Below are 17,336 nucleotides of genomic sequence, written 5' to 3'. Positions count from 1 at the left end.
ACCATGCAAACTCGTGACGACATTTTCAACACCCTGCGCGATGCCTTGGTTGAGCTGTTCGAACTGGACCCCCAGCGTGTGAGCCTCGAATCCAACCTGTACCAGGACCTGGAAATCGACAGCATCGACGCGGTCGACCTGATCGATCACATCAAACGTGAGACCGGCAAGAAAATCGCCGCCGAAGAATTCAAATCGGTGCGCACCGTCAGCGACGTGGTCGAGGCGGTCTACCGTCTGGTTCAACCGGCCGCATGAGCCGATTGATTGGCCTCGGCCTGCTGCTGGCGGGCCTGCTGTACCCCTTTGCGGTGTATTTCGGCATGGAGCACTTCGCCCCGTGGCAGTTCGGATTGCTGCTGGGCGGCCTTTGGCTGGCCCGCGCACTGACCGGACGGCAACGACCCGGCAGCCAGTGGATGGCCACGGTGGCGATCGTGTTCTGCCTGTTGCTGGCGTTGTTCGACAGCCCGGAGCTGTTGCGCTGGTATCCGGTGCTGATCAGCGGTTTCATGCTGGCGCTGTTCGGGCTCAGCCTGATATACGGCCCGCCCATGGTCGAACGCATTGCCCGTCTGCGTGAACCGCACCTGCCGGCCAAAGGCGTTCGTTACACCCGCCAGGTGACCATCGCCTGGAGCGTTTTCTTTCTCTGCAACGGTTTGTGTGCTGCCGCCCTGACACTGTGGGCGCCGCTGAGCTGGTGGATGTTATACACCGGCCTGTTTTCCTACGGATTGATAGGCCTGATGTTTGCCATTGAATGGCTAATACGACAACGGGTACGAGGCCGCCCATGAATTGGATAAAACTTGAGCACCTGTTGCTCAAGGCTGAAGCGGATCGTGCCGTAACGGCCGAACCACCGCTGAATCACGCACAACTGTGCACACAGGCCCTGACCCTGGCCGCCGGCCTGCAAGCCCAGGGTGTGCGGCGCATTGCCGTGCACCTTGAAGACGCCGCCGACCTGGCCATCGCCCTGCTCGGTGCCTGGCGTGCCGGCGTCAGTGTCTTGTTGCCGACCGATCTGCAAGCCCAGACCCGCCAGCGCTGGTCGAGCGAAGTCGACCTGTGGCTGACCGATCAGCCCGATGACGCGCACCTGACCGATTTCAACGCGCCCCCCCTCAGCGCCGCGGCACTGGACCTGGATCGTTGCTCGCTGAGCCTGTGCACTTCCGGCTCCAGCGGCGAACCCAAGCGCATCGACAAAACCCTGCGTCAACTGGTCAACGAAGTTGAAGCCCTGGAGCAACTGTGGGGCGCCGACCTGGGCCCGGCCTGCATCATCGGCAGCGTGGCGACTCAACACATTTACGGCCTGCTGTTTCGGGTGCTGTGGCCGCTGTGCGCCGGGCGTTCGTTCGTGCGCAAGCAACTGGCCTTTCCGGAAGACCTGCAACGCGCCAGCCGCGAGCACCCGGCCTTTGCCTGGGTCGCCAGCCCGGCGCTGCTCAAACGTATGGGCGACAACCTCGACTGGCCGGCCTTGAGCGCGGTGCGCCGGGTGTTTTCGTCTGGCGGCGCACTGCCGGCAGACGCCGCACAAAGCCTGCACCAACGCTTGCATCAATGGCCGACGGAAATCTTCGGCAGTTCGGAAACCGGCGGGATTGCCTGGCGCCAGGGCCACGATCTCTGGCAGCCCTTCGCCGACGTAAAACTGAGCCAGGACAATGACGGCGCGCTGCTGATCACCTCGCCTTACCTGCCGGCCGGCCATGTCGAACACACCGCCGACGCTGCGCGCATCGCGGCGGATGGCCGTTTCGAACTGCTCGGACGACTGGACCGGATCGTCAAACTGGAAGAAAAGCGCATCTCGCTGCCGATGCTGGAAAAGGCCTTGGTGGACCATGAGTGGGTCGTCGAAGCGCGACTCGGCGTGGTTCAGGAAAACCGCGCCTCCCTGGGCGCGCTGCTGGTCCTGAGCGAATCAGGGTTGCACGCCCTGCGCAATCAAGGCCGACGCAGCCTCACCCAGGCATTGCGCCAGCACCTGAGCCAGCATTGCGAAGCCCTGGCCCTGCCACGGCGCTGGCGCCTGCTGCGACAACTGCCGCTGAACAGCCAGGGCAAACTGCCCCAGGCCGATGTCGAAGCCCTGCTATTGGCACCGCGCCCCAAAGCACCGCAGGTGCTGGAACAAGTCGAAACCCAGGGCGAGTGGAGCCTGCAACTGGCCGTGCCGCCCGACCTCGCTTACTTCAGCGGACATTTCCCCCGGGCGCCGGTATTGCCCGGGGTGGTGCAAGTGGAGTGGGCGCTCAAGCTCGGCCAGCAATTGATGAACCTGCCGGAAAAATTCGCCGGCATGGAAGTGCTCAAGTTTCAGCAACTGGTACGCCCCGGCGATGAAGTCCAGTTGCACCTGCGTTTCGATCCGGTGCGCAGCAAGTTGTACTTCGCCTACCGCAATGAAACCGCCACCTGCTCCAGCGGGCGGATTTTGCTGGAGGCTGCGCATGCATAACCCTTGGCAAGAGAGCTTCATGGAGTGCTTTTTGTGGCGAGGGAGCTTGCTCCCGCTCGAGGGCGAAGCGCTCGCCATTGATCTTTTTGGGTCTGCTTCGCAGCCCAGCGAGAGCAAGCTCCCTCGCCACAAGGGTCTTGCAGAGGTTTCGGAGCATGCATAAACCCTGCGCCATCATCCCGGTCTACAACCACGAAACCGCGATCACCACCGTGGTCGATGCCCTGCTGGCCAGTCATCTGCCGTGCATTCTGGTGGACGACGCCAGCAGCCCCGCCTGTGCCAGGGTGCTCGATCAACTGGCCCTGCGCGACGATGTTCACCTGATCCGCCTCACCACCAATCAGGGCAAGGGCGGCGCAGTGATGACCGGCATGCGCGAAGCTTCACGCCTGGGTTTCAGCCATGCCTTGCAGGTGGATGCCGATGGCCAGCACGACCTGCAGGACGTCGCACGCTTTATCGAACTGTCCCGCGCCCATCCCGAGGCCGTGATCTGCGGTTATCCGCAATACGACGAGAGCGTACCGAAGGGGCGTTTGTATGCCCGCTACCTGACTCACGTCATGGTCTGGATCAACACCCTGTCGTTGCAGATTCGCGACTCCATGTGCGGCTTTCGCCTCTATCCGTTGCCGCCGACGCTGGCGCTGATCGATTCGACGAAAATCGGCAAACGCATGGATTTCGACTCAGACATTCTCGTGCGCCTGGCCTGGCGCAATCTGCCGATGGAGTGGCTGCAAACCAAAGTCCATTACCCGCTGGACGGCGTTTCGCACTTCCGGATGTTCCACGACAACGTACTGATTTCGAGCATGCACACCCGGCTGTTCTTCGGCATGTTGCTGCGCTCGCCCCTGATCCTCTGGCGACGGTGGCGCAGATGAACGCGGACAAGCAACACTGGGCCGACCGCGAGGAGCGAGGCAGTTTCTGGCTGATGAAGTTCACCGCGTTCGCCTCCAAAGTGCTCGGCCGACGCCTGTTGAGCCCGTTGCTGTACGGCATCGTGCTGTACTTCTTCCTGTTCGGTCGCAGCGCCCGCCACAGCGCCTGGCAGTACCAGCAACGACTGGCGGACTGGAGCGCTCGCCCCGACTTGCGACCGAACCAATGGCGGGTGTTTGGCCAGTTCATGGCGTTCGCCGATTCCATGCTCGACAAGCTCGATGTGTGGAACGGCAAGCTGAGCATCGAGCAGATCGAAATCATCGACCCGGCATTGCTGCGTAACCAGTTGCGCGGCACTCGCGGGCAGATGCTGGTGGGCGCGCATCTGGGCAACCTCGAAGTGTGCCGCGCCCTGGCGGAAATCGGCGAGAAGGTCACGATGAACGTGCTCGTTCACACCAAGCACGCCGAGCAATTCAACCGTCTGCTGGGCGAAGCGGGGGCGACCAATCTGCGCCTGATTCAGGTCAGCGAGCTGGACCCGGTGATCATGCTGCAACTGCACGAGCGCCTGGAGCGCGGCGAATGGCTGGCCATCGCTGGCGACCGCGTGCCGCTGCACGGAGGGCGCAGCGTAACCGTGGACTTCCTCGGCCACCCGGCGAAATTCCCCCAGGGGCCGTGGCTGCTGGCGGGCCTGCTGAAATGCCCGGTCAACCTGCTGCTGTGCCTGAAGAAACCCGATGGCGACTATCGGCTGACGATTGAGCCGTTCGCCGAGTCGATCACCTGGAAACGCAGCGACCGCGAGCAGGTCATTCATCAGTGGGCCTCCCGCTATGCCGAGCGCCTGAGTCACTATTGCCTCGAAGCACCTCAACAATGGTTCAACTTTTACCCTTTCTGGAAGACCGATGACGACGCCAACGCTTGAGCCGGTAACCTTCGGCGAACTCCCTTTGCGTATCGAAGACGTGCTGGCCCTGGCCAACCGTCAGGTGCCGACGCAGTTGCAAGGCGATCCCGAGTTCCGTCGGCGCATCGCCAAGGGCCCGCAATTCCTTGACTCCCTATTGGACAAGGAAGGCGTGATCTATGGCGTGACCACCGGTTACGGCGACTCCTGCGTGGTGGCGGTGCCGCTGCATCACGTCGAAGCGCTGCCGCGTCATCTGTACACCTTCCATGGCTGCGGGCTGGGCAAGCTGCTCGATGCCCAGGCCACTCGCGCCGTGCTGGCGGCGCGTTTGCAGTCGCTGTGCCACGGCGTGTCCGGTGTTCGGGTGGAATTGCTCGAACGCCTGCAAGCGTTCCTCGAACACGACATCCTGCCGCTGATTCCGGAAGAAGGCTCGGTGGGCGCCAGCGGCGATCTGACGCCGTTGTCCTACGTCGCCGCGACCCTGTCCGGCGAGCGCGAAGTGATGTTCCGCGGCGAACGTCGTCAAGCCGCCGATGTGCATCGCGAACTCGGTTGGCAGCCGCTGGTGCTGCGGCCCAAGGAAGCCCTGGCCCTGATGAACGGCACCGCCGTCATGACCGGCCTCGCTTGCCTGGCCTACGCCCGTGCCGATTACCTGCTGCAACTGGCCACGCGCATCACCGCGCTGAACGTGGTCGCCCTGCAAGGCAATCCGGAGCATTTCGACGAACGCCTGTTCGCCGCCAAGCCTCACCCGGGGCAGATGCAGGTGGCTGCATGGTTGCGCAAGGACCTGGCGATCGACGCGCCAACCGCGCCGCTGCATCGCCTGCAGGACCGCTATTCCCTGCGCTGCGCACCCCACGTCCTCGGCGTGCTGGCCGACAGCCTGAACTGGCTGCGTTCGTTCATCGAGATCGAACTCAACAGCGCCAACGACAACCCGATCATCGATGCCGAGGCCGAGCGCGTGCTGCACGGCGGGCACTTCTACGGCGGCCACATCGCGTTCGCCATGGACAGCCTGAAAAACCTCGTGGCCAACGTCGCCGACCTGCTGGATCGCCAACTCGCGCTGCTGGTGGACGAGCGTTACAACCACGGCCTGCCGAGCAACCTGTCCGGCGCCAGCGCCGACCGCGCGATGCTCAACCACGGCTTCAAGGCCGTGCAGATCGGCACCAGCGCCTGGACCGCCGAAGCCTTGAAAAACACCATGCCGGCCAGCGTGTTCTCGCGCTCCACCGAGTGCCACAACCAGGACAAGGTGAGCATGGGCACCATCGCCGCCCGCGATGCCATCCGCGTACTGGAACTGACCGAACAGGTCGCCGCCGCCACGCTGCTGGCCGCCAACCAGGGCGTCTGGCTGCGCGCCCAGGCCGAAGACGCCCGGCCGTTGCCACCGGCCCTGGCGGCCATGCACGAAGCACTGGCCAAGGACTTCCCGCCGGTCATCGAAGACCGCGCGCTGGAAGGCGAATTGCGCCTGTGCCTGCAACGTATCGCTGAACAACACTGGAGGCTGCATGCGTAGCAAGGGAGTGCTTCACACCGATACGGAAATCCTCGTGCCGTTCTTTGACGTCGACAGCATGAACGTCGTCTGGCATGGCCACTACGTCAAATACCTGGAAGTCGCCCGCTGCGCCTTGCTCGACAAGATCGGCCACAACTACAGCGCCATGTCTGACTCGGGCTACGCCTGGCCGGTGATCGACCTGCAGCTGCGCTACGTGCGCGGCGCGGTGTTCGGGCAGAAACTGAACGTGCGGGCCAATCTGGTGGAGTGGGAAAACCGTCTGAAGATCAACTACCTGATCAGTGACCTGGAAACCGGCGAACGCTTGACCCGCGCCGTTTCCGTGCAGGTGGCCGTCAACATGCACAACCGCGAAATGCAGCTGGCCTCGCCAAAGGTGTTCACCGAAGCCGTCGAGAGGATGCTGGCATGATTGTCTGCCTGCCCCGTTCCCCTGGAGGAGCGAGCCTGTCGAATCGTCGCACCGTCGCGATGGTCGTTAACGATGCCGCTGGGCACCTGGCACTCCGCGGCGCTCTCAGGTTTTTCGCGAGCAAGCTCGCTCCTGCAGTGTTCTGCGTGTTGCTGGGCATGCCGGGGCTGGCCAATGCCTTCGACCTGCAACAGCTCAGCGATCAACTGGCCAAACCGGAGGTGATCCATGGCCAGTTCATCCAGGAAAAACACCTGCGCGCACTGCCTCAACCACTGACCAGCAAAGGCACCTTTGTCCTGGCGAAAAACCACGGTCTGTTATGGCTGCTCAAAACGCCGCTGCAGCAGGATTACCGCATCACCGACCAAGGCATCGCCCGGCGCGACCCCAGCGGCTGGCAGATGTTGCCGGGCAAGAGCGCCGGGGCCGAGCAGAACCGTCTTTTCCTTGCCGTCCTGCAAGGCGATAGCAGCGGGCTGCAACGGGATTTCGAACTGTCGCTGAGCGGCGAAGCGCAGGACTGGCGGCTGACGCTGGTGCCGCGTTCGATGCTGCTCAAGCAGGTGTTCACCCAGATCAACATCACGGGCGGTGAACTGGTGCACAGCATCGAGCTGCTGGAAACCCAGGGTGACAGCACCCTGTTGCGCATGCAGGACAGCGTCAGTACCGAACCGTTGAGCGACGCGGAGCAACACGACTTTGCCGAGTGAACGCGCACTTCCTCGGCTGTTCCTGATCCTGCTGCTGGCGGTACTGGCGCTCGCCGGCTGGCAATGGCGTGACGGTGCGCCGCTGTCGGCCAACCTGATGGAACTGGTGCCCGGCACGACGCCGGACGCGCTGGAACTGCGCGCCGAACAACGCATGCAGGAACCGCTGAACCGCGAGATGCTGGTGCTGGTCGGTCACACCGATCGCCAGCAAGCCATCGCCATGGCGCACAAACTGGGCGATCAATGGCAGGCCAGCGGGCTGTTCGAGAAGGTCCAATGGAACCTGCAAGCCGATTTGCCAGCCTTGCGCACGCAACTGCTGCAAGGCCGACTGGCGATGCTTTCGGCAACAGATCGCCAGCAATTGATCGAACACCCCGACGCCTTTATCCAGCAACGGGTGCAAGCACTGTTCGACCCCTTCACCGGTTTCAGCCTGGTGTCGAGCCAGGATGACTGGCTGGGCCTGACCGGGCGCATCCAGAACAGCCAGCCGCAGCACGGCTTGGTGCAACTGGACATTGGCAGCGGCGCATTGATCGCCGACGCCGACGGCAAGAGCTGGGTGCTACTGCGTGCGCGGACCACCGGCAACGCCTTCGACATGAAACTGCCGCTGCAAGTGGCCGACCTGCTCCAGCGCAGTCGTGAACAAGCAGCCGAGTCTGATGTGCAGCTGCTCGCGGCCAGCGGCTTGCTCTATGCAGCCAATGGTCAACGACAGGCCACCCGAGAGATGACCTGGGTGGGGGGCGGCGCCACCCTGGGGATTCTGTTGCTGCTGTTGCTGGCCTTTCGCCGCTGGCGCGTGTTGCTGGCGTTCGTCCCGGTGCTGGTGGGCATGCTGTTTGGCGCGGTGGCGTGCGTGGCGCTGTTCGGCCACATGCATGTGATGACGCTGGTGCTGGGGTCGAGCCTGATCGGCGTCGCGGTCGACTACCCGCTGCATTACCTGTCCAAGAGCTGGAGCCTGAAACCCTGGCACAGTTGGCCGGCCCTGCGCCTGACCTTGCCCGGTTTGACCCTGAGCCTGATCACCAGCGCCATCGGCTACCTGGCCCTGGCCTGGACGCCATTCCCCGCGCTGACGCAGATTGCCGTGTTCTCCGCCGCCGGTCTGCTGGGTGCCTATTTGTCCGCCGTGTGCCTGCTGCCTGCGCTGCTCAAGGGTGTAGAGCTGCGCCCGGCGCAATGGCCACTGCGGGTTTGCGAGTTTTTGCTGGGGGTGCGTGAAGCGTTGCTCCAGCGCCTGCGCACGCCCGTGCTGTTTGCGCTGCTGATTGCCTTCTGCGTCGGCGGCCTGTTGCACCTCGGGACCCGCAATGACATTCGCCAGTGGGTCGGCGCCCCCCAACAATTGACCGACGAAGCCCAGACCATTGCCCGCATTACCGGTTATCAACCCACCAGCCAGTTCTTCCTGGTGCGCGCGGCCAATCAACAGGAACTGCTGGAACGCCAGACCGCCCTGAGCGAACGCCTGGATCAACTGGTCAACCTGAAAAAACTTCAGGGCTATCTGTCGCTCAATCAACTGGTGAGCCCGCCGAAAGAGCAGCTTCACCTGCGTGAAGCGTTGAACGCCTTGCCGAACGTCTGGCAGCCGCTGCTCGACGTCGGCGTGCCGGCCGAGGCGCTGCAAGCGGAGCTGAAAACCTTGCAGGCGCTGCCCGTCGAAGACATCGACGCCGCATTGGCCGGGCCCTTGGCCGAACCCTATCGGGCGCTGTGGCTGGGGCCGACCGATGATGGCGTGGCGGCCATGGTCAGCCTGCAAGGCCTGAACAACCCGTCACTGCTGCGCATCCAGGCGCTGGACCTGCCAGGCGTGCAGTTGGTCGACCGGCTTGGCGAACTGAACGACGTTTTCGCCGCTACCCAGATCAGTGCCGCAGAACTGAAGCTCGCCTCCTGCGCGCTGATCGTGCTGGTGCTGATCCTGCCGTTCGGCCTCGGGGGCGCGCTGCGCATTGTTTCCCTGCCGCTGCTAGCCGCGCTGTGCAGCCTCGCCAGCCTCGGCTGGCTGGGGCAGCCGTTGACCCTGTTCAGCCTGTTCGGCCTGCTGCTGGTGACGGCCATCAGCGTCGATTACGCGATCCTGATGCGTGAGCAGGTCGGCGGTGCCGCCGTGAGTCTGCTGGGCACCCTGCTGGCGGCGCTGACCACCTGGCTGTCGTTCGGCCTGCTGGCGGTGTCGAGCACACCGGCGGTGAGCAACTTCGGTCTGTCGGTCAGCCTGGGCCTGATATTCAGCTTCATGCTCGCCCCTTGGGCCGGAAAGCACAGGCACGCGGCACCCGTCGAGGAGCCGGCACAATGATGGTTGCACTGTTCTGGGCGATGGCCCTGGCGTTGTTCGCCGTGGCCACCCGACTGGGCCGGCATCTGGGCTTGATCCCGATTGTCAGCCAGTTATTGCTGGCAACCGTCGGCCTGCCGCTGCTGATGTATTTCTGGATCGAACCCCATTGGCAACTCAGTGGCGCGGCGCTGGTGTCGCCGATCTGGCTGAAAAACCTCTACAGCCTGAGTTTCGCGCTGCTGCTGGGCTACATCCTCAGCGATGTGATCGACCTGCAGCTGGATCGACAGAGCCTGAAAATCGCCCTTCCGAGTTTCTGCCTGCCGTTTGCCTGCGGCCTGGCCACGGCGTTCTGGCTGTTGCCACCGCAGCCATGGATCAGCTCGCTGGCGGTCGGTCTGTTATTCGCCATTACCGCGATTCCGGTGTTGTACCTGTACCTGCGGCACATCGACTACCCGCCCGCCGCCACCCGGCGCCTGGTGCAGACAGCGATCCTCATCGATCTCAGCTGCTGGACCCTGTTCGCCATCGCCCAGGGCACCCTGCATTTGAGCAGCCTGTTGCTGCCCTTGGCCGGCGCCTGTCTGCCGGTGCTGCTGCGCCTGCTCGGCCTGCGCCAGGCATGGCTGTACAGCGGATGCTTTTTCGCGCTGCTGGTGGTGGCCGAACACTACAAGCTCAACGCGCTGATTTTCGGTATCGGTTACCTGCTGCTGATGGCCGTATTGAAGGCGCCGCTGATACTGCCGTTTCCGGTGCGCTGGATGATTTTTCTGCAAACCTACATCGCCATCCCGCTGATCCTCACGTTCGGCATCGTGCAGATCAATGTGCACAGCGCCATGGACAGTCTTGGCTGGGTGCAACTGGCGGCGCTGCTGCTATTGCCGATCGCCAGCAAAATGCTCGGCAACTGGCTCGGCCTCGGCTGGGCTGGCGCTTCGTTCCAGGGCGCCAGCCGCTGGCGGGAAAGCGTGTTACTGAACATTCGCGGCTTGAGTGAGATCGTGTTTCTCAACCTGCTGTTGCAACAACAACTCATCAGTCCGGCGCTGTACTTTGCGCTGATGCTGATGGGCCTGATCGCCACCCTGCTGCCGGCACTGGCCGGCATGCATCGAATCCCCTTGAAACCCGCCGCCCCGGCAAGGAGCCCCCATGCCAACCGTTGAAATGGAACGTCGCCAGATCGTGGTCATCGGTGCAGGCCCTTCGGGGGCCATCGCCGCCGCGCTGCTCAAACGCCAGGGTCATGACGTGCTGGTGATCGAGCGCCAGCATTTCCCACGGTTTTCCATTGGCGAAAGCCTGTTGGCCCACTGCCTGGATTTCATCGAAGAGGCGGGCATGCTGGACGCCGTCAATGCCGCGGGATTCCAGGTGAAAACCGGTGCCGCGTTTGCCTGGGGCGAGCGTTACAGCGCTTTTGATTTCGGCGACACCTTTACCCAGGGCAAGCCGACGACCTTCCAGGTCCAGCGCGCCGATTTCGACAAACTGCTGGCCGATCAGGCCGCGCTGCAAGGCGTGGAAATCCGCTACGGCGAAGCCATCGTCAGCGTCGAGGTCGATTTGCCGCACCCGCAGCTTGGCGTGCGTCGCGAGGACGGCAGCGAATACCGCATCGAGGCGGACTTCATGCTCGACGCCAGCGGTTACGGTCGTGTGCTGCCGCGCCTGCTCGACCTCGAAGCGCCGTCGAACTTTCCGGTGCGTCAGGCCGTGTTTACCCATGTCGAAGACCGCATCACCAACCCGACCTTCGACCGCACCAAGATCCTCGTGACCACCCATCCCGACAAACGCGACGTCTGGTTCTGGACCATCCCGTTCAGTAACGGCCGTTGCTCGGTCGGTGTGGTCGCCGCCGCAGAGCATTTCGAGGGCCGCACCGATAACCTGGACGATTGCCTGCGCGGTTTCATTGCCGAGACGCCCAGCCTGTCCGGCGTGATGAACAATGCGGTGTGGGATACGCCCGCGCGGACCATCGGCGGCTACTCGGCCAACGTCAAGGCCCTGCACGGGCCAGGTTTTGCGCTGCTGGGCAATGCCGCGGAGTTCCTCGACCCGGTGTTTTCGTCCGGCGTGACCATTGCCATGCGTTCGGCGAGCATGGCCGCCGGCGTCCTGCACCGGCAGTTGCAAGGCGAAACCGTCGACTGGGAAAAGGCATTTGCCGAGCCGCTCAAGCGCGGGGTCGATACCTTTCGTTGCTACGTCGAAGGCTGGTACGCCGGGACCTTCCAGGACGTGATTTACCACGAGGGCAGCTCCGGGGAGATCCGCCGCATGATCAGCTCGATCCTGGCCGGCTACGCCTGGGACGAGCGCAACCCGTTCGTCAGCGAAGCCAAGCGCCGCCTGAAAGTGATTTCCCAACTCTGCGCACGGGATGCGACATGAGCTACCTGAGCGACAACTACGTCGAAGAAACCCGTTTCGGCCTCTGGTTCCTGCGCAGCTACACCTGGCAGTACCGTGTGCTGCGCGTGGCGATCGACGATTTGCGCAGCCTGTTCAGCGAGCCGCTGCCGAGCAATCCGGTGCTGCTGGACGCCGGCTGCGGTCAAGGCAAGTCGTTCAAGCACCTGCAACAGACCTTTATGCCCGGACGTCTGATTGGTGTGGATGCCGATCCCCACAGCCTGAACCAGAGCCGTGAAGAAGCGGTCTATCAGGGTATTGCCGTGGAGTTGATCGGCAGCGACTGCGCCACCCTTGCCGTACCGGACGCCAGCGTCGACCTGCTGTTCTGTCACCAGACCTTCCATCATCTGGTGGAGCAGGAAAAGGCACTGGCCGAGTTCTACCGTGTGCTCAAGCCAGGCGGCTATCTGCTGTTCGCCGAATCCACCGAGGCATACATTGATACCTGGGTCATTCGCTGGTTGTTCCGGCATCCGATGCACGTGCAAAAAAGTGCCGCGCAGTATCTGGAGATGATCCGCCGTCAGGGTTTTGAATTCGGTCCGCAAAATGTGTCTTATCCGTACTTGTGGTGGAGCCGTGCCAAGGATTTCGGTCTGCTGGAACGCTTGGGCTTGCGCCAGCCAAAACCCTTTGGCCAACGGGAAGAAACCCTGGTCAATGTGGTTGCGCGCAAACCGTTGAAAGGTGGAGTTTGATGCTCACCATCCGTCACTCAGAATGCATGGCCTGTGGGAGCGAGCCTGCACGCGATAGCGGTGGATCAGTCACCCTGAATGCCGACTGTACTGCCGTCATCGCGAGCAGGCTCGCTCCCACAGGGATAGCAGGCTTTCTGCGATTTCTGCTGTTTGCCGCAGCCCTGCTGCTCAGCGCCTGCGCCAGCCAGCCGCCGCTGCCCGAGCAGACCCCGAACCTGTCGCTACCGCTGCAATTGCACATCCAGCGCCTGCAGGCCGAACAACGTCAGGACTGGGTGCTGGTGATCCAGCGTGAAGGCCCGGGCATTCGCTGGTCGATGATGGACCTGCTGGGCATCCCGCAGGCACGCCAGAAGCTGGTCGACGGAACCTGGCATGCCGACGGCCTGCTGCCGCCCAACCCCGAAGCCCGGGAGCTGTTCGCGGCGCTGCTGTTTGCCCTGACCCCCAGGGACGAGTTGCACGGCAACTATCCCGCGGCCTGGCAACATGGCACCCAACGCACCCTGCCCGAACGCTGGGACGTTCGTTATTCACAACCGATGAGCTTTGAATTGAACCTGCCCAAAGGCCCGAAATATCAAGTCACGCCCCTGAGCGGGGAGGCACCATGACCGCCTACCTGAACGCCCTCGGCGTGATCTGCGCCCTGGGCCGCGACAAGCAGGAAATCGCGCGCAACCTGTTTGCCGGCGATTGCTCCGGCATGTGCAGCGAGGCCGGTTGGGTGCCGGAACGGTCGTTGCCGGTGGGCGCGGTCGCAGGCGAACTGCCGGCGATTCCACCCGAGTTAATCCGCCAGCGCAGCCGCAACAACCAATTGCTGATGGAAGCCGCCCTGCAAATTCGCCCGGACATTGATCGCGCCATCCAGACCTACGGTCGCGAGCGCATCGGGATCGTGCTGGGCACCAGCACTTCGGGCATCGACGAAGCCAGTGAGAGCCTGGGCTGTTACATCCGCGAGCAGCAATTCCCGGCCGACTATGACTACCAGCAACAGGAACTCGGTGCCCCGGCGAATTTTCTCGCCGACTGGCTGCAAGTGAGCGGGCCGACCTACGTCATTTCAACGGCCTGCACCTCCAGCGCCCGTGCCCTGATGAGTGCCCAGCGCCTGCTGGACCTGGGCGTGTGCGACGTGGTCCTGTGCGGTGGCGTCGACACCCTCTGCAAGCTGACCCTCAACGGTTTCTCGGCACTGGAAGCGGTATCAGGGCAGCGCTGCAACCCGTTTTCGCGCAACCGCAACGGCATCAACATCGGCGAAGCCGCCGCGCTGTTCCTGATGAGCAAGCAGCCTGGCGACAGCCAACCGATTGCCCTGTTGGGCAGCGGCGCCAGCTCGGATGCGCATCACATTTCGGCACCGGAACCGAGCGGACGCGGCGCACAGGAAGCGATGCGCAAAGCCTTGAATCGCGCCGGACTGCAACCGCAACAGATCAGCTACCTGAACCTGCACGGCACCGCTACCCAACATAACGACGCCATGGAAAGCCACGCCGTCGCGGCCGTGTTCCCTGAAGGGGTGCCCTGCTCTTCGACCAAACCCATGACCGGCCACACCCTCGGCGCGGCCGGAGCGCTGGAAGCGGCGTTCTGCTGGTTGAGCCTGAGCACCGGCAATCACGAGCACGCCCTGCCACCCCATGTCTGGGATGGCCAGGCGGACCCTGAACTGCCCGCACTGAATTGGGTGACCCCGGCCACGCGCCTGTCGTCCATTGGTCCCCGCTACCTGATGAGCAATTCCTTCGCTTTCGGTGGTAACAACGTCAGCCTGATTATCGGAGACGCCCCATGATTGACTGGCCGCTCGCCGAACTGCTGCCCCACGCTGGCGACATGATCTTCATCGAGCAGATCCTGGCGTTCGATGAAGAGCAGATCCACACCCGTCTCACCGTCAGGCCCGATGGTCTGTTCAGCCAACCGGACGGCAGCCTGCCGGCCTGGGTCGGGATTGAGCTGATGGCCCAGAGCGTCGCCGCCTTCGCCGGTTGCCATGCGCGCCAGCGTGGCGATGCCGTGGCGCTCGGCTTTCTGCTGGGCAGCCGTAAATTCGAATGCAATGTCGAAAGCTTCCCGGCCGGCACCGAGCTGACCATCCACGGCATTCGCTCGCTCGAAGACGATAACGGCATGGGCGTGTTCGAATGCCACATCAATGCACCTGGCATTCACGCCACCGCCCGTCTGAACGTGTATCGCCCGCCCCAGCCGACTCACTATCTTTCCGAGCCCGAAAGCTCGTCACAAGGAACACAGCCATGACTGAATCCGTACTGGTCACCGGTTCCAGCCGTGGCATCGGCCGCGCCATCGCCCTGCGCCTGGCCCAGGCCGGGCACGACATCGTGTTGCATTGCCGCAGCGGCCTGGCAGACGCCGAAGCCGTGAAGACCGATATCGAGGCCTTGGGGCGCCAGGCCCGTATCCTGCAATTCGATGTGGCCGACCGCGCCCGCTGCAAAGCCATCCTTGAAGCCGACGTCGAGGCCCACGGCGCCTATTACGGTGTGGTGCTCAACGCCGGCCTGACGCGTGACGGTGCTTTTCCGGCGCTGAGCGAGGATGATTGGGATGTGGTGATGCGCACCAACCTCGACGGCTTCTACAACGTGCTGCACCCGGTGATGATGCCGATGATCCGTCGTCGCGCCGCCGGGCGAATTGTCTGCATCACCTCGGTGTCCGGGCTGATCGGCAACCGTGGCCAGGTCAACTACAGCGCCTCGAAAGCCGGATTGATCGGCGCGGCGAAGGCGTTGGCGATCGAATTGGGCAAGCGCAAAATCACCGTCAACTGTGTCGCACCCGGCCTGATCGACACGGCCATGCTCGATGAAAACGTGCCGGTGGAAGAACTGATGAAAATGATTCCTGCTCAACGCATGGGCACCCCTGAAGAGGTGGCTGGCGCGGTGAATTTCCTGATGTCGGCGGAAGCCTCGTACATCACCCGGCAGGTTCTGGCCGTCAACGGAGGCCTGTGTTGATGAAGCGCGTCGTCGTCACCGGCATGGCCGGCATCACATCCCTGGGCAGCGATTGGGAAACCATCGTGGGCCACTTCGCGGCCAACCGCAGCGGCATCCGTCGCATGGACGAATGGGATCGCTTTACCGAACTCAACACCCGTCTGGCCGGCCCCATCGACGACTTCATGGTGCCGAGCCACTGGACGCGCAAACAACTGCGCAGCATGGGCCGGGTGTCGCGGCTTGCCGTGGGTGCAGCGGAGATGGCGCTGGCCGACGCCGGGTTGCTGGGCGATGAATCGATCAAGGACGGGCGCATGGGCGTCGCCTGCGGCTCATCGACCGGCAGCACCGACGAGATCAAGGCGTTCGGCAACATGCTGCTCAACTCGGTCGCCGAGGGCCTGAACGCCAACTCCTACGTGCGGATGATGCCGCACACCACGGCCGCCAATATCAGCATTTTCTTCGGCCTCACCGGCCGCCTGATCCCGACGTCCAGCGCCTGCACCAGCGGCAGCCAGGGCATCGGCTATGCCTATGAAGCGATCAAGTTCGGACGCCTGCCATTGATGCTGGCCGGTGGCGCCGAAGAACTGTGTCCGACCGAAGCCATGGTCTTCGACGCGCTCTACGCCACCAGCCTGAAAAACGACGCCCCGCAGACCTCACCACGGCCGTATGACAGCGCCCGCGATGGCCTGGTGATCGGTGAAGGCGGCGGCATGCTGGTGCTCGAAGAACTGGAGCACGCCCTGGCCCGTGGCGCTCGCATCCATGCCGAGATCGTCGGCTTCGGCAGCAACGCCGACGGCCAGCACACCACCCGTCCGGAGCAAGTCACCATGCGCAGGGCCATGGAACTGGCGCTGGAAGACGCCGGACTCAAGCCGTCGGACATCGGCTACGTCAACGGCCACGGCACCGCCACCGAACAGGGCGACATCGCCGAAACCGTTGCCACCAGCAGCCTGTTCGGCGAGCACATGCCGATCAGCTCGCAAAAAAGCTTCCTCGGCCACACCCTCGGCGCCTGCGGCGCACTGGAATCCTGGTTCAGCATCGAAATGATGAACCGCGACTTGTATGTGCACACGCTGAACCTGGACGAAGTCGACCCGCACTGCGGCAAGCTGGATTACCTGCGCGGCGAGTTTCGACAGATGAGCAACCGGTACGTGATGAACAACAATTTTGCGTTTGGCGGGGTGAATACTTCGTTGATCTTCAAGCGCTGGCCTTAAGCAGAACATCCCCCTTGTGGGAGCGAGCCTGCTCGCGATTGCGGTGGATCAGTCACCATGAACGCTGACTGTAATGCTGTTATCGCGAGCAGGCTCGCTCCCACAAAGGTTTTCGTGTCCCCGCATGTTCAGGGTGGATCGAGTTTATCCAGCACCCGGTTCACCGCCAGCTCGCCCAGCATGATCAATTGCTGGATCCCCACCAGGGTGTCGCTCTGCGACCCCTTCAGGTACCTGGCGAAATCCATGGCCATCACGTTGGCGGATGCCAGGGACACACAGGCGTGTTCCAGCAGGGTGTGGTTGTCGATATCGGGGTCGATGAGGAAGATGCTGCTCGGCCGGCGTGGCGCATGCGGATCGGTGTCCGGTGAGTGTTCTGAATCGGTCATGATTGAGCGTCCTGTAGCAGATCGGGCCGACACCTCATCGCGACTCTTCAAAAGGGTGGCAGCTGTACGCAGGTTAGTAGACCGGACCACGACGAAGCCGGCGCGCCAAATGGCGCCCTGCGCACAGCTACCGTCAAGGGCAGGTACGGACATACCTGCCTATCAGGAGCGCAAATGCGCTTAGTCGAGGTACGGGCTACTAAACCCGATCACTGACCATCAGTGACGCGGATCAAGTTAGCGATAGCCCACGAAGCGCACAAGCCGGCGGATTCTGGAGTAGTTGCAGGCAACGTCGCAAGGCGCTGTAGCCT

At 63.2% G+C, this 17,336-nt stretch carries 18 protein-coding genes; 17 read left to right on the top strand and 1 reads right to left on the bottom strand.

Annotated elements, in window-relative coordinates:
• The first annotated feature begins 3 nt into the window (after positions 1 to 3).
• From ACGJAX_RS08135 to ACGJAX_RS08055, 17 genes are all read left to right on the top strand, one after another.
• Positions 4 to 258: an acyl carrier protein gene (locus ACGJAX_RS08135; protein WP_390958306.1), complete on the top strand. Its 255-nt coding sequence runs from the start codon at positions 4 to 6 to the stop codon at positions 256 to 258.
• Positions 255 to 800, top strand: coding sequence for a hypothetical protein (locus ACGJAX_RS08130; protein WP_390958304.1), 546 nt, complete (start codon positions 255 to 257; stop codon positions 798 to 800). Before ACGJAX_RS08135 ends, ACGJAX_RS08130 begins: the two co-directional genes overlap by 4 nt.
• Positions 797 to 2,476, top strand: a complete 1,680-nt coding sequence (locus ACGJAX_RS08125) for an AMP-binding protein (RefSeq protein ID WP_390958302.1) — start codon at positions 797 to 799, stop codon at positions 2,474 to 2,476. Before ACGJAX_RS08130 ends, ACGJAX_RS08125 begins: the two co-directional genes overlap by 4 nt.
• A gap of 155 nt (positions 2,477 to 2,631) precedes the next feature.
• On the top strand, positions 2,632 to 3,366 hold the full coding sequence (locus ACGJAX_RS08120; RefSeq protein WP_247257860.1) for a glycosyltransferase family 2 protein: 735 nt from the start codon (positions 2,632 to 2,634) through the stop codon (positions 3,364 to 3,366).
• Positions 3,363 to 4,304 carry a glycosyl transferase gene (locus ACGJAX_RS08115; RefSeq protein ID WP_247257859.1) on the top strand — a complete coding sequence of 314 codons (942 nt, stop codon included), beginning with the start codon at positions 3,363 to 3,365 and terminating at the stop codon, positions 4,302 to 4,304. The genes ACGJAX_RS08120 and ACGJAX_RS08115 overlap by 4 nt, the downstream gene beginning before the upstream one ends.
• Positions 4,285 to 5,829 carry an aromatic amino acid lyase gene (hutH, locus tag ACGJAX_RS08110; protein WP_390958300.1) on the top strand — a complete coding sequence of 515 codons (1,545 nt, stop codon included), beginning with the start codon at positions 4,285 to 4,287 and terminating at the stop codon, positions 5,827 to 5,829. The genes ACGJAX_RS08115 and hutH overlap by 20 nt, the downstream gene beginning before the upstream one ends.
• Positions 5,822 to 6,247: a thioesterase family protein gene (locus tag ACGJAX_RS08105; RefSeq protein ID WP_247257857.1), complete on the top strand. Its 426-nt coding sequence runs from the start codon at positions 5,822 to 5,824 to the stop codon at positions 6,245 to 6,247. The genes hutH and ACGJAX_RS08105 overlap by 8 nt, the downstream gene beginning before the upstream one ends.
• A complete protein-coding gene (locus ACGJAX_RS08100) occupies positions 6,244 to 6,963 on the top strand; it encodes an outer-membrane lipoprotein carrier protein LolA (protein WP_390958298.1) in 720 nt (239 codons plus the stop codon). Before ACGJAX_RS08105 ends, ACGJAX_RS08100 begins: the two co-directional genes overlap by 4 nt.
• Positions 6,953 to 9,286 (top strand): MMPL family transporter, encoded by a 2,334-nt coding sequence (locus tag ACGJAX_RS08095; RefSeq protein ID WP_390958296.1) that lies wholly within the window; start codon positions 6,953 to 6,955, stop codon positions 9,284 to 9,286. Before ACGJAX_RS08100 ends, ACGJAX_RS08095 begins: the two co-directional genes overlap by 11 nt.
• Entirely contained in the window at positions 9,283 to 10,443 is a 1,161-nt protein-coding gene (locus ACGJAX_RS08090) for a sodium:proton antiporter (protein WP_248915283.1), read from the top strand. Before ACGJAX_RS08095 ends, ACGJAX_RS08090 begins: the two co-directional genes overlap by 4 nt.
• On the top strand, positions 10,430 to 11,677 hold the full coding sequence (locus ACGJAX_RS08085; RefSeq protein WP_390958294.1) for a tryptophan 7-halogenase: 1,248 nt from the start codon (positions 10,430 to 10,432) through the stop codon (positions 11,675 to 11,677). Before ACGJAX_RS08090 ends, ACGJAX_RS08085 begins: the two co-directional genes overlap by 14 nt.
• Complete coding sequence (locus tag ACGJAX_RS08080; RefSeq protein ID WP_390958292.1) at positions 11,674 to 12,399, top strand: class I SAM-dependent methyltransferase; 726 nt, start codon at positions 11,674 to 11,676, stop codon at positions 12,397 to 12,399. Before ACGJAX_RS08085 ends, ACGJAX_RS08080 begins: the two co-directional genes overlap by 4 nt.
• Positions 12,399 to 13,016: a hypothetical protein gene (locus ACGJAX_RS08075; RefSeq protein ID WP_247257851.1), complete on the top strand. Its 618-nt coding sequence runs from the start codon at positions 12,399 to 12,401 to the stop codon at positions 13,014 to 13,016. Before ACGJAX_RS08080 ends, ACGJAX_RS08075 begins: the two co-directional genes overlap by 1 nt.
• Positions 13,013 to 14,209 carry a beta-ketoacyl-ACP synthase gene (locus ACGJAX_RS08070; RefSeq protein ID WP_390958290.1) on the top strand — a complete coding sequence of 399 codons (1,197 nt, stop codon included), beginning with the start codon at positions 13,013 to 13,015 and terminating at the stop codon, positions 14,207 to 14,209. The genes ACGJAX_RS08075 and ACGJAX_RS08070 overlap by 4 nt, the downstream gene beginning before the upstream one ends.
• Positions 14,206 to 14,679 carry a hotdog family protein gene (locus ACGJAX_RS08065; RefSeq protein WP_090328290.1) on the top strand — a complete coding sequence of 158 codons (474 nt, stop codon included), beginning with the start codon at positions 14,206 to 14,208 and terminating at the stop codon, positions 14,677 to 14,679. The genes ACGJAX_RS08070 and ACGJAX_RS08065 overlap by 4 nt, the downstream gene beginning before the upstream one ends.
• On the top strand, positions 14,676 to 15,404 hold the full coding sequence (gene fabG, locus ACGJAX_RS08060; protein ID WP_390958288.1) for a 3-oxoacyl-ACP reductase FabG: 729 nt from the start codon (positions 14,676 to 14,678) through the stop codon (positions 15,402 to 15,404). The genes ACGJAX_RS08065 and fabG overlap by 4 nt, the downstream gene beginning before the upstream one ends.
• Positions 15,404 to 16,630, top strand: a complete 1,227-nt coding sequence (locus tag ACGJAX_RS08055; protein WP_248915279.1) for a beta-ketoacyl-ACP synthase — start codon at positions 15,404 to 15,406, stop codon at positions 16,628 to 16,630. Before fabG ends, ACGJAX_RS08055 begins: the two co-directional genes overlap by 1 nt.
• Before the next feature lie 128 nt (positions 16,631 to 16,758).
• Here ACGJAX_RS08055 and ACGJAX_RS08050 read toward each other — a convergent pair whose 3' ends face one another.
• Positions 16,759 to 17,022 carry a DUF6124 family protein gene (locus ACGJAX_RS08050; RefSeq protein WP_247257848.1) on the bottom strand — a complete coding sequence of 88 codons (264 nt, stop codon included), beginning with the start codon at positions 17,020 to 17,022 and terminating at the stop codon, positions 16,759 to 16,761.
• Positions 17,023 to 17,336: the final 314 nt, after the last annotated feature.

The sequence above is a fragment of the Pseudomonas moorei genome (assembly GCF_042846945.1).
Lineage (GTDB): Bacteria > Pseudomonadota > Gammaproteobacteria > Pseudomonadales > Pseudomonadaceae > Aquipseudomonas > Aquipseudomonas moorei.
The sequence above is the reverse complement of the archived record's forward strand: the minus strand, read 5'-3'. Positions and strand labels throughout refer to the sequence as shown.

What these genes read in the sequence shown, in the direction of transcription:
- ACGJAX_RS08135 (WP_390958306.1), top strand. Translation starts at nt 4, where the DNA reads ATGCAAACTCGTGACGACATTTTCAACACCCTGCGCGATGCCTTGGTT.
- ACGJAX_RS08130 (WP_390958304.1), top strand. Translation starts at nt 255, where the DNA reads ATGAGCCGATTGATTGGCCTCGGCCTGCTGCTGGCGGGCCTGCTGTAC.
- ACGJAX_RS08125 (WP_390958302.1), top strand. Translation starts at nt 797, where the DNA reads ATGAATTGGATAAAACTTGAGCACCTGTTGCTCAAGGCTGAAGCGGAT.
- ACGJAX_RS08120 (WP_247257860.1), top strand. Translation starts at nt 2,632, where the DNA reads ATGCATAAACCCTGCGCCATCATCCCGGTCTACAACCACGAAACCGCG.
- ACGJAX_RS08115 (WP_247257859.1), top strand. Translation starts at nt 3,363, where the DNA reads ATGAACGCGGACAAGCAACACTGGGCCGACCGCGAGGAGCGAGGCAGT.
- hutH (WP_390958300.1), top strand. Translation starts at nt 4,285, where the DNA reads ATGACGACGCCAACGCTTGAGCCGGTAACCTTCGGCGAACTCCCTTTG.
- ACGJAX_RS08105 (WP_247257857.1), top strand. Translation starts at nt 5,822, where the DNA reads ATGCGTAGCAAGGGAGTGCTTCACACCGATACGGAAATCCTCGTGCCG.
- ACGJAX_RS08100 (WP_390958298.1), top strand. Translation starts at nt 6,244, where the DNA reads ATGATTGTCTGCCTGCCCCGTTCCCCTGGAGGAGCGAGCCTGTCGAAT.
- ACGJAX_RS08090 (WP_248915283.1), top strand. Translation starts at nt 9,283, where the DNA reads ATGATGGTTGCACTGTTCTGGGCGATGGCCCTGGCGTTGTTCGCCGTG.
- ACGJAX_RS08085 (WP_390958294.1), top strand. Translation starts at nt 10,430, where the DNA reads ATGCCAACCGTTGAAATGGAACGTCGCCAGATCGTGGTCATCGGTGCA.
- ACGJAX_RS08080 (WP_390958292.1), top strand. Translation starts at nt 11,674, where the DNA reads ATGAGCTACCTGAGCGACAACTACGTCGAAGAAACCCGTTTCGGCCTC.
- ACGJAX_RS08075 (WP_247257851.1), top strand. Translation starts at nt 12,399, where the DNA reads ATGCTCACCATCCGTCACTCAGAATGCATGGCCTGTGGGAGCGAGCCT.
- ACGJAX_RS08070 (WP_390958290.1), top strand. Translation starts at nt 13,013, where the DNA reads ATGACCGCCTACCTGAACGCCCTCGGCGTGATCTGCGCCCTGGGCCGC.
- ACGJAX_RS08065 (WP_090328290.1), top strand. Translation starts at nt 14,206, where the DNA reads ATGATTGACTGGCCGCTCGCCGAACTGCTGCCCCACGCTGGCGACATG.
- fabG (WP_390958288.1), top strand. Translation starts at nt 14,676, where the DNA reads ATGACTGAATCCGTACTGGTCACCGGTTCCAGCCGTGGCATCGGCCGC.
- ACGJAX_RS08055 (WP_248915279.1), top strand. Translation starts at nt 15,404, where the DNA reads ATGAAGCGCGTCGTCGTCACCGGCATGGCCGGCATCACATCCCTGGGC.
- ACGJAX_RS08050 (WP_247257848.1), bottom strand. Translation starts at nt 17,022, where the DNA reads ATGACCGATTCAGAACACTCACCGGACACCGATCCGCATGCGCCACGC.